The sequence below is a fragment of the Sporosarcina ureilytica genome (genome assembly GCF_001753205.1).
GTDB lineage: Bacteria > Bacillota > Bacilli > Bacillales_A > Planococcaceae > Sporosarcina > Sporosarcina ureilytica.
Genome location: NZ_CP017560.1, coordinates 929836 through 944182, shown reverse-complemented (window position 1 = coordinate 944182; position 14347 = coordinate 929836). Strand labels below are relative to the sequence as shown.

The following is a 14347-nucleotide window of genomic DNA, read 5'->3' as shown; positions in this document are numbered from 1 at the left end:
AATCTGTCAAATACCAATCGGTACAATATATGTCCCGACTTCTTCATCATTTTTAACAACGACATTGACACCGTAAACTTCTGCCATTAATTTTTCAGTGACAATTTTTTTCGGGTCGCCCGTTGCAATTACTTTCCCTGTTTTCATCGCTATAATGTGATGGCTATATTGTATCGCTTGATTAATATCATGTAAAACCATCACAATCGTCAAGCCATGTTCATTACATAATTGTTTCACAAGCTCTAGTATCTCATATTGGTAATAAATATCTAAGTTAGACGTCGGTTCATCTAAAAATAAAAATGGTGTATCTTGGGCAAGAGCCATCGCAATCCAAACACGTTGCTGCTGACCGCCTGATAATGTATCAATTGCATCATGTCGTTTTTCAGCAAGTCCTGTACATTCAATTGCCCAGTTCACCATCTGCTCATCCTGTTCCGATTGGGGAGAGAACGTGCTTCTATGTGGCAAGCGCCCATAATAGACAAGTTTTTCCACTGTCATATCAGCTGGTGCACTGTTTTGTTGATGAACAACACCTAACTTTTTTGCAAGTTCTTTCGGTTTATATTTATTGATCGTCTTCCCATCGAGGATGACTTGTCCGATTTGCGGCTGAAGATTATTTGTAAGCACCCCAAGCAGTGTCGACTTCCCAGAACCATTCGGCCCAAGAATCGTTGTGATTTGGCCTTTATGGATCCTCGCTTCTACATCGTGCAGACGCTTAACTTTATCTTGATAGGAAAAAGATATATCTTTAATTTCCATAAATACGATCACTCTTTCTAAGCAAGAATATGAGGAATGGTCCACCAATCACAGCCATGATGATGGATGCTGGAATTTCTATTGGTGAGAGAAGAGTTCTCCCCAATGTATCTGCTGATAGAATTAATAAGGCCCCTGCTATTGCGGAAAACGGGATGAGCAATTTATGGTCATTCCCGACTAAAGATCGTCCTATATGCGGTATCAGTAGACCAACAAATGTAAACATACCTGCGATTGCCGTGGCGATGGATGCAAGTAAAACAGCAATAATGGAAATGATAAATCGTGCTCGATTTACGCGAAATCCAAGATTTTTCAATGTCTGATCTCGTAAACTTAAATGGTTACACCATGCATAAACGAGAAAGCTTAAAATAAGTCCAATCGTTCCATACAAAGCAATCACTTGTACATCGTCCCACGTTTTCATCGTCAAAGTTGAAGAGCTAACAGAAATACCGGACATCATGCTACTGGCATTTCTCGCTGCCATTAATTCACTTAATCCAGTAAATACGGCATTAATAGCCACGCCGATTAAAATCATCCGTAAAGGATTAAGTCCAGATTTCCATGAAAATAAATAGACAAATAAAAATGCAACCGCCCCACCAATAAAAGAAAATAATGGCGTGTAGAAAAATAACGTTGGAAAGAATGTGATCATCATAATGGACATGAAACCAGCACCGGAAGATATACCGATAATGCCCGGTTCCGCTAACGGATTACGCATAACCGCTTGTAAAAGCACTCCGGAGACTGACAACGTTGCGCCGGCAAAAAGTGCAATGACAACTCGCGGCAAGCGTAAATCTTTAATAATTTCTACATTTTCATTCGTGCCTGTAAAGAGGCCTGTTAGCAGCTCTCCTACCGTAATCGCAATGCTCCCAGTCGTCATCGAATAGATTGTCAAAACAAAGAGTGATACGATTACGACAGCAAAACTAATGATTTTTTTATACATAACGCAAACCTCTTTCACAACCTATTATTCATATAGAATTTTCACTAATTCTTCCAATGCTTCAACAGCTGCTAAGTTCGCAGTCGTTCCAAATAGCACTTCCTCTAAATCATAAACTCGTTCATTTTTCACTGCTTTAAAATGGCGCCAAATCGTATTTTCTTTAAATTCTTTATTAAACATTTCAACGACTTCTTCCGGCATCCCATGTGCCATGCGAAGAATAATATCTGCCTCAGCTTGCTGCAAGTTTTCTGTGTTGGCAGAGATGTATTCTACACCTGTTTCTTTCATTGCATTCACACCGCCAGCGCGTCGAACGAGATCCCCAACATACGATTCTTCTGTTGCTACAAGATAACTGCCTGGGACTCCAAGTAAAATAAGTACTTTTGGAGATTCTTGGTCTTTTATTTTCGCTTCAATTTCAGCTAACTTTTCTTCAAATGCTTCTACTAATTTCTCTGCATGTTCTTCTCGATTATATTTTTCACCAAGATACTGAATGCCTTCATACATACCTTCTACACTTTCAAAGTCAAGATAGGTCGCCGGTGTATCCGTTTGAGTGAACGTTTCTTCTACATAAGATGTCAACGTTGTCACTGTTAAAACATCTGTCGGTTTTAACGATTTAATGATTTCCATGTCTGGATCCATCGCCAAACCAACTTCCGGTAACCCTTTATATCGTTTCGGTAATCCTTTATAGGTTGTTGGAATACCGACAAGGTCTAATTCCAATTGATCCGTAATTTCTGTTATCGCGACAGTCGTTGAAATGATTTGGCCATCAGTTTCGAGTGCTTGTTCATTTTTAGTTGCATCCGCTACTTCTGAGTTATTTTGATGAGTATCTTTTGAGGATTGATTTTCAGTTGCAGTGGATTGGTCATTTGTGCCACAACCTGCTAAAACGACGAGAAGGACTATAATGAGGAAAAAATTTAATTTTGTTTTCAAAACTTGTACACCTCTTATGGGGTCATTTTTTAATCTGATTTTTCCGAAAACCCTTATATAAAACTTAGAGTCTTACTGCTTGAAATAAACAGTAAGACTCTCGTTAGTTATAAATTTATTTTAGATTACGCGGCATTAGCGAAACGTCTTTTTAGTTGAATCGCTAGCGGAATTGCTGACCCAATGAGTAGCAATACATAAAGCATAATATTTGTTGTATCACCTGTTTGTGGGTTTGTTACTTTTCCGACAGTTTTCTCTTGGTTCTTCACGTTATTTTTGTCGCTACCACCAAGTTCAGGTTTCGGTGGAATGATATCATTTCCAGATTTACCGTCTACTGTTGGTCCATTGCCATTGCTAGCAGCTGCTAATTGATATTGGCTTGCATCAATTTCTTTCATACTGCTCTCATCTAAAAATAGACGAGCTTTATGCGTTTGGCTTTCATAGAAGCCTGGAACAGTAATGACCATATCGATCAACATTGCATCCGATATGCTGCCGTCTAATTTAAATTGATAAACAACAGAACCGTCAGCATTTGTTTTAACAACAACGAATTCACCAAATTTATTTTTTAGTGACTCGATATATTCGCTACCCGTTACAGTAATTTGAATATATCTTTCGCCATCTTTTTCTAATAAAATAGCAGGTTTCACAAAGAAGTTATCTGCCGCAGAAGCTTTATCTTCTGTTTCATGTTTAAATACAAAGTCAATTTCATACGCTTTGTCTGGTGCTAATGGATCTTTTGCAGGTGTTTCTGTTTCTTTATTGTTTTCATTTTTATCTGCAGATTCTTCTTGCTCTTCCGACTTGTTACTATCTTCTTTATCAGCTTGCTCTTCATCTTCTGAAGGTACTTCGACTTCTTGATTTACTGCAAGCAATGAATAACTCGCGGCGTCAGCGTCTGCTTTCGTGCTTTCATCGAATGTCAAGTCAACGACATGTGTCATTTCAGTTCCACGTGCATCGATGACCATGCCAAAATCTAATACAGTTGATAATGAACCATTTACTTTAAATTGGAAAGTAAATGTACCATCATCATTTTTCTGTCCCCAAGTTACTTCTTCACCGTTAATCGTCAATGATTTAATAAATTGACCACCAGTTCCAGTCATCTGGATAAACGTTTCTCCATTTTTATGGAGTACTGCAGCCGGGTTATTAAATTGGCCGTTAACTGAACGCGACTCAGATACAAAGTTAATTGTATATGCTTTATCAGGCACTAATGCCGGATTCATATTTTCAACTGGTGTTTCAGGTTTAGCCGGTTCTTCTACTGGTTCTTCTTCAGTCGGTTCTTCAACTGGCACTTCTGGTTCAGTTGGTTCTTCAGGTTTGACTTCTTCTACTGTTGGAATTGTATCTAAACCTACTAATGCAAATTTCAACGGAAGGTTATCATGCACCATATTAAGCGATGGAACTTCATAACTAACTGTAGCATTTAGTTCAGATTTTACGTTGGCTAATTTAAATGCCATATAAGTTGCATTTGCACCTTTTGTTACAGTTGGGTTAATTCCTTCAATTTGCAATCCAGTAATTTCTGCCATTGGATTGTGTGGCACAGTAATTGTCAATGTTGCCTCACCGTTTTTAATTGTGAGTGTCGCAGCCTCATTTATAAATCCCGCTGCTCCTGAAGGTTCACCTGTGTCAGCATTGAGCGCTTTGGCAGTTATCTTATGTTCTCCATCAGCAAACTGTTTCGTTTCTTCCGCAAACACCGCGCCACTAAAGAATGGCAATGCAAGTATTGCGATAAGCAGGGACATAAGCCATTTGTTTCGCATCTATTTCTCTCCTTTGGATTCTATTAATTAGTTACGTACAGGTCGAAACTTGCGAATTGCGACTAATGCAATTGCCGAGCCTAGCATTAATAGCGCATACATTCCAATAGGTGTGTTATCGCCAGTCTTTGGGTTCGCTACAGTTTCAGCTCCGTTGTTTGCTGAACTTTTCTCACCATTTGTAGCACCCGTTGCAGCACCTGCTTGCGGTAATCCGCTTACATTAAATACAGCACGGGCAGTATGCGTCATGTCGTACATATCCGGAACGACAATATGCATGTCCATATTTAGAGGTTGTGATAAGTCACCATTCACTCTAAACTTCACTGTTCTTGTCTGATTTGCAGTATTTTCACTAACAACCGAGACAGGGCCCGCTGGTGTTGAAAGCGATTTTACATAATTACTGCCAGTTACTGTTAACTGGATATATTGAACACCATTTTCAACGGTTAATGTCGCAGGCTTTGTAAAATAACCGTCCGCAATGGATGTGTTCGCATTGCCAGCCTCTTTCATTTCATAATTTACCTTATATGTACCATCTGCGATTTGAGCAGATACTGGTGAAGCAACAAGGAACGTAGCTAAAATGATAGCCGCGAACGTCATGAAAAATGAGATTCTGTTCTTCATTCTGAATTCCTCCTAATCATTTGATCGTCGGGCTAAAAAAGGTCTATTAGTCTTGCATATTATGTCGAAAAACATATTATCCCTTTATAAACCTTCTAGAAATTACTTTCCTAAACGTTGGAAACCCCGACATTACTTAATCTATCAATAGTTAGAACATTGGGCAATAGAAGTGCTTTGAACAAGAAACGACATTTTTGTGAATATTATTGTAAAATAAGATATTTCTTGATATTAATTGGGCACAACTGGCAAATCCCCCTCCATCTTGATTCTCGAAAGCACGGCTGTCCTTAGTATAAATCTATGATGAAACTTCCTGACCTTGAAGTTTGTAAAAAGAGTAGAAAGTTGTAGGGTTATAAAAGATTACTTCATCTAATCCCTTTTCTTATTTATAGAATAGAAATGATGCGATTACAATAATACCGATGATTAGACAACCAACTCGATGCGCTTTCATTTTTCAGTTCCAATGGAAATTCTCCCACTAATATTAATTAATTTCTTCCTGAGCTTTCCTCCAAGCTAAATAATTTTCTTTCTTAAACACATTCAACACACATTTCGAACCTGTTTGAGCTTCTAGCATCTTCAATTCTTCAGGAAATTCATCTTCAACACGTAATGTAATATAAGGTAGCTTTTCTTGCGCTTTTTGAGAACGGTAATTATCCGCCCTAGCCCCAGCGAAAACATAATTAAGTCCAAATTGATTAAACGCAATAGCTAATATTGCTGCCTTTGCAAGCTCATTATATCGCTGTCCCCAATACTCATGACCTATCCAAGTGCCAATATGAGAAGTTTTCTTGATCGGATCAATATCTTTAAGTGTAATCACGCCAATGAGCGTTTCTTTTTCATTTAAAATGCATCTAGAATATTGTTTTCCTAATTTTTCTTCTTTAAGAATGAACTCGATAAACCCCCTAGTTCCTTCTACTGTCGTCTGTTCGTCACTCAAACCTAAAGCATCTTTTACTTGCGAGTATGAGGACAAAGCCGACATTGCTTTCGCATATTTTAATTCGTGTGAAACTAATACAATTTTCCCCATGATAAGTTCCCCCATTCTTTAACAAACAGATGGCGTGAAAATTTCACACCATCTTTCATTTACTAATATTCCAAGTAACCATTATATGATTTTAATCAATTAGTAAAATGAAAGTTTTGAACAATTATATCCCACTTCTCCGCATATTAGATATTCATTGTGCAACATAGCCCTCTCCTAATAAAACAAGTGCTAAGTGAGCAAGCGGCGCTTCCGGAGATTTGCCTAGCCATGTCAAATAGAACTACGCATAATCCTTGCCGAAAAGTCCAAACGTCCTTTTCTGTCTAGCATATAGTAATAAGAATCGTTTGGAAGGAGAGAAAATTTGATGGTAAATAGCAATTCAGGTCAAAACAATGAGCAATACTGGTACCCACGCTTACCGGAAGGATATGACGGAAATACTAGGGAACAACTTGGTGGCCCAATTCCAATGCCTTCGATAAACCCAAGCGGATACCCAACTGGCTACGGTTGGCCAACATATGAAATGCCTAGTTCCCACCCAGGATTTACTGCACAAAGACCATCTCATGGCATGCCTGGATTCCCGCCGGGACACGGTGGTATGCCCGGATTTCCACCTGGACACAACATGCCAGGTTTCCCACCGGGGCATGGCGGACCTTCACACGGCATGCCAGGATTCCCACCAGGGCATGGCAATCAACCTGGTCGACCGCCCGGACAACACGGTAGCAACCAAGCCCCTCAAAGTGCACCGCCAAGTTGGACACCAGAATATCCAAGTCACCAATTATTCGCAGTAGACCCTGGTGCAATTTCAAGATGTCTGTATCGCTTTACGTTTGTTTGGCTTTCCCGAAGACAAGGATTTTGGTTTTACCCAGTATTCGTAGGAAGAACATCTGTGGCGGGCTACCGTTGGAACTCGAGACGAAGAAGATGGGAATACACAGGACTAGATTTAAACAATATTAATTCATTCACTTGTACCTAATATTATTTTTGGCAATAAATCATGTTCATATCCATTAATAAGTTACTCTCATTTCATTCATTAACTCATCTAAATATTCCACCATTTCCAATGCGTTCTAAGTGATTTTTTCACTTAGAACGTTTTCGTTTGAAATTATTTTATTCTATGCTTATACTGTATTTTTTACATAATTTCTCTCAAGTGCTGTAAAAAATGGATTATCTTCGTTTTAAAAATCTTTTTCAATGATTTTTTCATATCCTAGATGCAGTTTAAGATGGCCTAATGAGGGGAAGATATAAAGTAATTCTTCTGTAAAGCGATTTTTTCGATGGGGAATATTTCATTACTTTATAATTTAAGAATGGAGGAACTATGAGGAAAATATCAAATGTTTTTTGGATAACGGTCGCTCTTGTTTTAGTGGCAGTAGCCTATGGAGCATTGGCACCAGAAAGTTTCAGCGAAATTACTGGCAATATGCAAGCTTTTATCACCTCAGCATTTGGGTGGTATTATTTACTTGTCGTTTCTGCAATTGTACTTTTTTGTCTGTTTTTCATTTTCAGCCCGGTTGGACAACTTCGTCTCGGTAAGCCAGATGAAAAACCAGAATACTCTCGTATGAGCTGGTTTGCAATGCTGTTTTCAGCTGGAATGGGGATTGGACTCGTATTTTGGGGAGCTGCTGAACCACTTTCCCACTTTGCGATAAGTCCCGCCACCGCAACCCCAGAGAGTCAAGAAGCTTTTCGTGACTCCATGCGCTATACATTTTTTCATTGGGGCATTCACGCGTGGGCAATCTACGGCATCGTCGCGTTGTCGCTCGCGTATTTCCAATTCCGAAAAGGTGCACCAGGGTTAATTTCTTCAACATTAAGGCCCATTTTAGGTGATCGTGTGGACGGGCCTATCGGTACTTTAATAAACGTACTGGCCGTTTTTGCAACAGTAGTAGGTGTCGCAACAACATTAGGTTTTGGTGCAGTTCAAATTAACGGTGGACTGGCGTATCTTTTTGATCTACCAATTAGCTTTCCGGTACAAGTAATTATTATCATCGTCGTAACGATATTATTTATTATGTCTGCATGGAGTGGACTTAGCAAAGGGATTAAATATTTATCCAATACAAATATGGTTCTTGCTGCTATATTACTAACTCTGATTGTGATTGTCGGACCGACACTTCTTATTTTCAATACGTTTACGGATTCAATCGGTATGTACTTACAAAATATTGTTCAAATGAGTTTTAACGCAGCACCCGTTGATAAAGACTTACGTTCATGGATTGACGGATGGACTATTTTCTATTGGGCTTGGTGGATTTCATGGTCACCTTTTGTTGGCGTTTTTATTGCCCGTGTTTCCCGTGGTCGAACGATACGGGAATTCTTGGGAGGCGTCCTTTTACTACCAGCCATAATTAGTTTCTTTTGGTTCTCTGCTTTTGGTGCAACAGCAATGGATGTTCAGACTAAAGGAACTGATCTAACTGGGTTGTTAACGGAACAAACACTCTTCGCAGTGTTCCACGAGTTACCAATGTCAATGTTATTATCGTTTGTTGCGGTATTACTAGTCGCTATTTTCTTTATCACATCAGCTGACTCGGCAACATTCGTACTCGGTATGCAAACATCTTACGGTTCACTTCATCCGCCGAACGTAGCCAAATTAACATGGGGAATTGCACAATCAGCAATCGCCATGATTCTACTTTCTACAGGTGGTCTTGGTGCGTTACAAAACGCTTTAATTATCGCCGCACTTCCTTTCTCTTTCGTCATGATTTTAATGATGATTTCGCTTTATAAAGCATTAGACAAAGAGAAGAAAGAACTGGGCTTAATGATTCGACCTAAACGTCGGAATAAATAACAATTCCCCGATCACCGATTGAGAGGTGATTGGGTTTTTTTTATGTATTTAACTCTTTTATACATTTAACTAATCTTCTAATCTATTCTTTCACTAGGTGTAAGACTTATTATATGCGTGACCAACCATTTATATGCGATGTATCGTATTACAAATTCAGACAAATTATTCACTGTTCCATTTGCAAATCAAAATAAAAGTAGCCTTATCCACTGATAAGACTACTTTTCTAACGCCTATTCATAATTCGACAACACGGTCACATAATCTTTGGACTAACTTCCTTTCATGACTCACAACGATGATTCCCATATTTCTTTTTTCTGCCGTTTCTAAGACGGCTTGCCAAATTTGTGCTTGGGTAATTGCGTCGAGCATCGTTGTCATTTCATCCGCAATTAAAAAACGAGGATTCGAGGAAAGTGCACGGGCAACACAAAATCTTTGCAATTCGCCCCCTGATAATTCATTCGGCCAACGCGACAGCCATGATTGTTTAATCCCTAATAATGTAAGTAATTCGGGATCAGGTTGCCCACTTTCATTCAACACTTTTTGCATCTTCCAGCGTGGATTTACAGCTTTTTCTGGGTGTTGTAAAACTAATTGTACGGGATGTATGCCTTTATTTTGAATCCGTTTCCCGCCAAGCGTGATTTCACCTTCTAAAGGTTGCTCAAACCCGGCTAAAATCCGACAAAAAGTTGTTTTCCCCCGTCCACTAGCGCCGGTTAAGCCGACGACCTCACCAGGCTCAATTGCAAAGTGCACGTCTTTTAATAACCAAGGGTCATTGCCATAACGAAACCCTATACGATTTGCTTCAAGTCGCATCGATACATCGCACCTTCCCTTCCCGCAGTTCTCGCATATCAGGACGAGCTTCTGTGCATTCTTTTGTTGCAAGCGGACAACGCGGTGCGAATAAACATCCCGGCGGCAATTCGCTTGATTGAGGTTGAGAACCTGGTATTGGAATAAACTCATTTTGTGGTAAAGCATTCCATAGCGCCTTGCTATATGGATGACGCAACTTTTCTCCCTTACCTGTAAAGTCATTAACAGAAGCAATTTCAACGACGGTTCCTGCATAGAACACTGCAATCTTATCAGCTATTGTTAATGCGGATTCGATATCATGCGTAATGAGCATAACCGCACACCCATCATTTGCAAACTCCCTAAAGTTTGTCAGTGCTTCTTGAATGACAACTTCATCTAAGCCCGGCGTAGGTTCATCCGCGATGATAACTTTCGCTCCGCTTACCGCGGCAGTTGACAATAATGTCCGTCGTGCCATCCCGCCTGACAGTTGAAATGGATACATCTTATCCACATGCTCTTGAAGATGGTATCTATCAAAAACCGCCCGCTGCGCAGAATGGGCATCCCCTTTTTTAACAGATTGGCGAACTTGTTTGCCGACTTGCATGAGTGGGTCTAAAAAATTGACTGATTGTGGGATAAGCGCAATTTCTTTTCCCCTTAGCGCCACAAGTCTTTCTTCTGTAAGTTCTTCACCTTCAAATAAAATCGTCCCGGTCGTTTTAGCATTTTCGGGGAGTATCCCCAAAAGGGCATGTGCCAATAAACTTTTTCCAGAGCCACTTGCACCGACAATGGCTAAAATCTCCCCTTCTTCAAGTTCAATGCTTAATTCCGACATCACATCGAGTGTTTGCCGTTTTAAACCACTTCCATACTGTTGAAAGGAGATTGATAATTTTTTTACTTCTAAAATTGACATACGGCTTCTCCTCTCTGCTCACTAGTTCATTTCTATTTATTACTACAGGCAATTCTATATACATTTATATTTAGGTTGATTTTCATTCACAAATGAGATTTTGTCGGGTCAATCAGCAACCGCAAACTTTCACCGATTTTATCAAACATTCGAACGACAAAAAGTAACGCTAATCCCGGGAAAAAGGCGAGCCACCATAAACCTGAAGATAAATACTTCATAGATTCCGATAAAATAATGCCAATTGCCGGCTCATGTGGCGATAATCCTAACCCTAAAAATGTAACTGCCGCTTCATGTAAAATCACATGCGGAAACAATAACATAAAACCAATAATCACTTGTGGCAGTAAATGTGGAAAGATATGATGGACAGCAATCCACCCGTTCGACTTTCCTAATCGTTTAGATACTTGCACATATTCCGCGTTACGCACTTGCATCACTTCTGCTCGAATGACACGCGCTAAACTTGGCCAATGGGTTACCATTAGTCCAATCACGACGCCTTTAAAACCGCCGCCTAGTGTAAAGGAAATTAATATAAGCATGACTAAATGAGGAACGCTTAAAAACAAGTCTATGATCCATGAGACAAAACGGTCCACAACTTTCCCCATCGTTGCAGCCGCCATTCCAAGCGTTAGCGCAATGGCTGTACTGCCAATCGCACCAAGTAATCCAACACCAATACTTAACGAAAGCCCCATCATCGTTCTGGTAAACATATCTCTTCCAAGCCAATCAGTACCAAATAAATGTTGAAATGATGGTGCTAAATTACGCGCGTTTAAATTCGTCATTATTTTTCCGGTATCTAGCCAACTGCTGCTAAAGATAATACTTACAAGTATCAATGTACCGACTATAATTGTAAAAAATGTACGCTGTCTTTGATTTGATCTGAGGAGCGTCTTCATTACATACGTCCCTCCCTCGTTCTCGGATCAACGATTTGATAAATCAAATCTGCAATTAAATTTCCGATAAATACAAATAACGTACTAAAGATGACGAGTCCCAATAATAAAGGCACATCGCCTCGCAAGCCCGCTTCTACCGTCGCTTGCCCGAGTCCTGGATAGGAAAATACTTGCTCTGCAAGCACAGCCCCACCGAACAATTCACTGAAAGCGGCAAATTGTAACGTAATTGCTGGCAATGCTACGTTACGTAAGCCATGTCTCCAAAATAATGTAAAACCACGTTCGCCTCTCGCCTTAGCAAACAGCACATAATCGCTTGCTAGCACGTCAATGAGCTTTTGCCTTGTATGTAAAGCAACGTTTGCAACACCGAGAATGCTTAGCGTAATCGCTGGCAATAATAAATGCTGAAGGCGATCCGTAAAGGTGACATCTTCCGCAAGCACGCCAACAGGCACACCTAATCCAATTGGGAACCAGCCGAGCCAAACCGCAAACACAATCAACATGAGAAGTCCTACCCAAAATGTAGGGGTTGAAGCAAGTGTATAGCAATACCACTGAATGACACGGTCAATCCACGTATTCCTCTTCATTGCGGCAACCACACCGAGAATAAATCCGACAATGCCTGAAAAAATCCATGCAGTAATCATTAACACAACCGAATTGAGAAATCTTTCACCAATGACATCCATGACAGGACGTCGATAAATCATCGACGTCCCTAAATCACCTTTCAAGACAGCTGAACCCCAGTTTAAAAACTGAACGAATACAGGTTCATTCAGCCCCCAATATTCAGCAATTTTCTCACGCTGTTCTGGTCCAACTTTTAACATATCAGCACCAATATAGGCTTGAATCGGATCTATCGGTGAATTTTTCACAAGTAGAAAGGATATCAAACAAATGGCCACTAATAATGTAGCGATGCGAATGGTTTTAAATAGTAAAAACCGAACTAACTTCTTTATCATTTTTATACTCACCTAATTACTTCCATTTCCAATCTACAATATTATCTGTTGCAGGCCATCCATGACCATGTACATGGGTTCTTTGATGACCGATATCTAATCCCTCTTTAACAATATACAAATGGTCGATATTCACTAGCCAAGCCCACGGCGCATCACCTTTTGCGCTTAAGCCTGTTGTGCCATCCCATTGCGCTTTTTGCCAATATTCAATGGCTTCTTCTTCACTTAATGCACGTAGCGCTTTTTCAAAATATTGATCAACCTTTTCGTTTTTATAAAAACCTGTATTGTAATACTCAACACCTGCATTATCAGAACCATAAATATTGTATAATTCATGTGGGTCATGACTTCCCCAACCTAATAATACGGCTTCTGAATACATCTTTTGCGCAATAATATCCCAGCTTGCTCCTTCAATCTTTATGTTGATACCAAGTGGTTTTATCATATCGGCAACAGTAATCGCTAACGATTGACGCACTTCATCATTCGCAGGGTAATAAAGACTAAACTCCGCCTTTAATCCGTCTTTTTCAACAATGCCATCGTCGTCCGCGTCTACCCAACCTGCTTCTTCTAATATTTTTTTAGCTTCTTCCATATTTCCATCAGCAATAACCGTCTCAGGATTCCACCAAGGTAACCCATCAACTGAGGTATACGCTGGCGTTCCATAACCTTCTAACACGCCATCAATTAGCGCTTGACGGTCAACACCAATATTAATGGCATGGCGAATCGCAGCGTCAGCAGTTACATCATTTCCAATCGGAAATCCATCTTCTGTCATTTCTCCGGATGCAACATAAGGAAAGACAATCCCGCGGTTATCCACTGTTTTTACTGCTTTTAATTCCATTCCAGGAACTTTCTTCTGACTAAATGAAGCTGGAATATGTGCAAGGTCTACAGTACCTGCTTGTGCCGCTGCAAATGCCGCATCTTCAGTTAAAAATAAGAACGTGATTTTTTTTATATTTGGCGTTTTACCGTAATAATTTTCATTCGCTTCAATAATTAGTTGCTGACCTTTATCCCATTGGACAAGTTTAAATGGACCTGAACCGATTGGATTTTCAGCATACGATTCGTTATAAGCATGTTCAGGAACAATTCCCGTTGCAATAAGGTTATTGATAAAAGTCGATTGGGATTCTTTTAATGTAAAGACAACTGTTGTTGCATCGATGGCTTCAACTTTTTCCAAAGCATTCATATCTACTACCGAACCGCTTTTCATTGTTTGTTCATACGTAAACACAACGTCTGTAGCCATCAGCTGTTCGCCATCTGAAAATTGCACATCATCTCGCAAATGAACGGTCCACGTTTTTCCGTCTTCACTTACTTCGTAATCTGTGGCTAAGTCATTGACGATGTTCAAGTCATCATCTCTTTTTAATAACGTACTTTGAAACAATGGCGAACCATAACGGCCCCATCCAATCACCGGGTCAAAACCTGTTTGAGGCTCCGAATTGAAGGCGAGTACTAACTCATCCTTTTTCGTATTGTCAGTACTTGTATTCTTTTCAACTGATTTTGACGATGAACAACCTGCTAAAATTGTTGTTATCAACAAAATAGTGATTAAGCTAAATCCCAAAATTCGATTTCGCATATTCTTAC

13 protein-coding genes are annotated in these 14347 nt (G+C 39.8%); 2 read left to right on the top strand and 11 right to left on the bottom strand.

The genetic code is table 11. The features are described from left to right. Nucleotides 1-6: 6 nt before the first annotated feature. The 6 genes from BI350_RS04770 to BI350_RS04745 all read right to left on the bottom strand — a co-directional run bounded on the left by BI350_RS04770 (nucleotide 7) and on the right by BI350_RS04745 (nucleotide 6226). A complete protein-coding gene (locus tag BI350_RS04770) occupies nucleotides 7-777 on the bottom strand; it encodes an ABC transporter ATP-binding protein (protein WP_075527073.1) in 771 nt (256 codons plus the stop codon). Then, complete coding sequence (locus BI350_RS04765; RefSeq protein WP_075527072.1) at nucleotides 767-1750, bottom strand: FecCD family ABC transporter permease; 984 nt, start codon at nucleotides 1748-1750, stop codon at nucleotides 767-769. Before BI350_RS04765 ends, BI350_RS04770 begins: the two co-directional genes overlap by 11 nt. A gap of 24 nt (nucleotides 1751-1774) precedes the next feature. Then, nucleotides 1775-2713: a heme ABC transporter substrate-binding protein IsdE gene (isdE, locus tag BI350_RS04760; protein ID WP_075527071.1), complete on the bottom strand. Its 939-nt coding sequence runs from the start codon at nucleotides 2711-2713 to the stop codon at nucleotides 1775-1777. A 125-nt stretch (nucleotides 2714-2838) separates the two neighbouring features. Further along, on the bottom strand, nucleotides 2839-4527 hold the full coding sequence (locus BI350_RS04755; RefSeq protein ID WP_075527070.1) for an NEAT domain-containing protein: 1689 nt from the start codon (nucleotides 4525-4527) through the stop codon (nucleotides 2839-2841). A gap of 27 nt (nucleotides 4528-4554) precedes the next feature. Continuing rightward, nucleotides 4555-5166: an NEAT domain-containing protein gene (locus BI350_RS04750; RefSeq protein WP_075527069.1), complete on the bottom strand. Its 612-nt coding sequence runs from the start codon at nucleotides 5164-5166 to the stop codon at nucleotides 4555-4557. Nucleotides 5167-5662: 496 nt separating this feature from the next. After that, nucleotides 5663-6226, bottom strand: a complete 564-nt coding sequence (locus tag BI350_RS04745; protein WP_075527068.1) for a GNAT family N-acetyltransferase — start codon at nucleotides 6224-6226, stop codon at nucleotides 5663-5665. Nucleotides 6227-6557: 331 nt separating this feature from the next. Here BI350_RS04745 and BI350_RS04740 point away from each other — a divergent pair, with 331 nt between their 5' ends. Both BI350_RS04740 and BI350_RS04735 read left to right on the top strand, forming a co-directional pair. Then, the gene (locus tag BI350_RS04740; RefSeq protein WP_245698359.1) at nucleotides 6558-7190 is read left to right on the top strand and encodes a hypothetical protein; all 633 of its coding nucleotides are present in this window, start codon (nucleotides 6558-6560) and stop codon (nucleotides 7188-7190) included. A gap of 357 nt (nucleotides 7191-7547) precedes the next feature. Further along, a complete protein-coding gene (locus tag BI350_RS04735) occupies nucleotides 7548-9059 on the top strand; it encodes a glycine betaine uptake BCCT transporter (protein ID WP_075527067.1) in 1512 nt (503 codons plus the stop codon). A 240-nt stretch (nucleotides 9060-9299) separates the two neighbouring features. Here the strand turns inward: BI350_RS04735 and BI350_RS04730 are convergent, their stop codons facing one another. The 5 genes from BI350_RS04730 to BI350_RS04710 form a co-directional block, all read right to left on the bottom strand. Further along, on the bottom strand, nucleotides 9300-9893 hold the full coding sequence (locus BI350_RS04730) for an ABC transporter ATP-binding protein (protein WP_075527066.1): 594 nt from the start codon (nucleotides 9891-9893) through the stop codon (nucleotides 9300-9302). After that, the gene (locus BI350_RS04725) at nucleotides 9883-10806 is read right to left on the bottom strand and encodes an ABC transporter ATP-binding protein (RefSeq protein WP_075527065.1); all 924 of its coding nucleotides are present in this window, start codon (nucleotides 10804-10806) and stop codon (nucleotides 9883-9885) included. Before BI350_RS04725 ends, BI350_RS04730 begins: the two co-directional genes overlap by 11 nt. 86 nt (nucleotides 10807-10892) lie before the next feature. Then, complete coding sequence (locus BI350_RS04720; RefSeq protein WP_075527064.1) at nucleotides 10893-11726, bottom strand: ABC transporter permease; 834 nt, start codon at nucleotides 11724-11726, stop codon at nucleotides 10893-10895. Continuing rightward, nucleotides 11726-12712, bottom strand: coding sequence for an ABC transporter permease (locus tag BI350_RS04715; RefSeq protein WP_075527063.1), 987 nt, complete (start codon nucleotides 12710-12712; stop codon nucleotides 11726-11728). The genes BI350_RS04720 and BI350_RS04715 overlap by 1 nt, the downstream gene beginning before the upstream one ends. Nucleotides 12713-12728: 16 nt before the next feature. Beyond that, the gene (locus BI350_RS04710; RefSeq protein WP_075527062.1) at nucleotides 12729-14339 is read right to left on the bottom strand and encodes an ABC transporter substrate-binding protein; all 1611 of its coding nucleotides are present in this window, start codon (nucleotides 14337-14339) and stop codon (nucleotides 12729-12731) included. Nucleotides 14340-14347: the final 8 nt, after the last annotated feature.

Coding starts and splice junctions, on each gene's coding strand:
- BI350_RS04755 (WP_075527070.1), bottom strand. CDS start 4,527: ATGCGAAACAAATGGCTTATGTCCCTGCTTATCGCAATACTTGCATTG.
- BI350_RS04725 (WP_075527065.1), bottom strand. CDS start 10,806: ATGTCAATTTTAGAAGTAAAAAAATTATCAATCTCCTTTCAACAGTAT.
- BI350_RS04765 (WP_075527072.1), bottom strand. CDS start 1,750: ATGTATAAAAAAATCATTAGTTTTGCTGTCGTAATCGTATCACTCTTT.
- BI350_RS04740 (WP_245698359.1), top strand. CDS start 6,558: ATGGTAAATAGCAATTCAGGTCAAAACAATGAGCAATACTGGTACCCA.
- BI350_RS04750 (WP_075527069.1), bottom strand. CDS start 5,166: ATGAAGAACAGAATCTCATTTTTCATGACGTTCGCGGCTATCATTTTA.
- BI350_RS04735 (WP_075527067.1), top strand. CDS start 7,548: ATGAGGAAAATATCAAATGTTTTTTGGATAACGGTCGCTCTTGTTTTA.
- BI350_RS04730 (WP_075527066.1), bottom strand. CDS start 9,893: ATGCGACTTGAAGCAAATCGTATAGGGTTTCGTTATGGCAATGACCCT.
- BI350_RS04770 (WP_075527073.1), bottom strand. CDS start 777: ATGGAAATTAAAGATATATCTTTTTCCTATCAAGATAAAGTTAAGCGT.
- BI350_RS04710 (WP_075527062.1), bottom strand. CDS start 14,339: ATGCGAAATCGAATTTTGGGATTTAGCTTAATCACTATTTTGTTGATA.
- BI350_RS04745 (WP_075527068.1), bottom strand. CDS start 6,226: ATGGGGAAAATTGTATTAGTTTCACACGAATTAAAATATGCGAAAGCA.
- BI350_RS04715 (WP_075527063.1), bottom strand. CDS start 12,712: ATGATAAAGAAGTTAGTTCGGTTTTTACTATTTAAAACCATTCGCATC.
- BI350_RS04720 (WP_075527064.1), bottom strand. CDS start 11,726: ATGAAGACGCTCCTCAGATCAAATCAAAGACAGCGTACATTTTTTACA.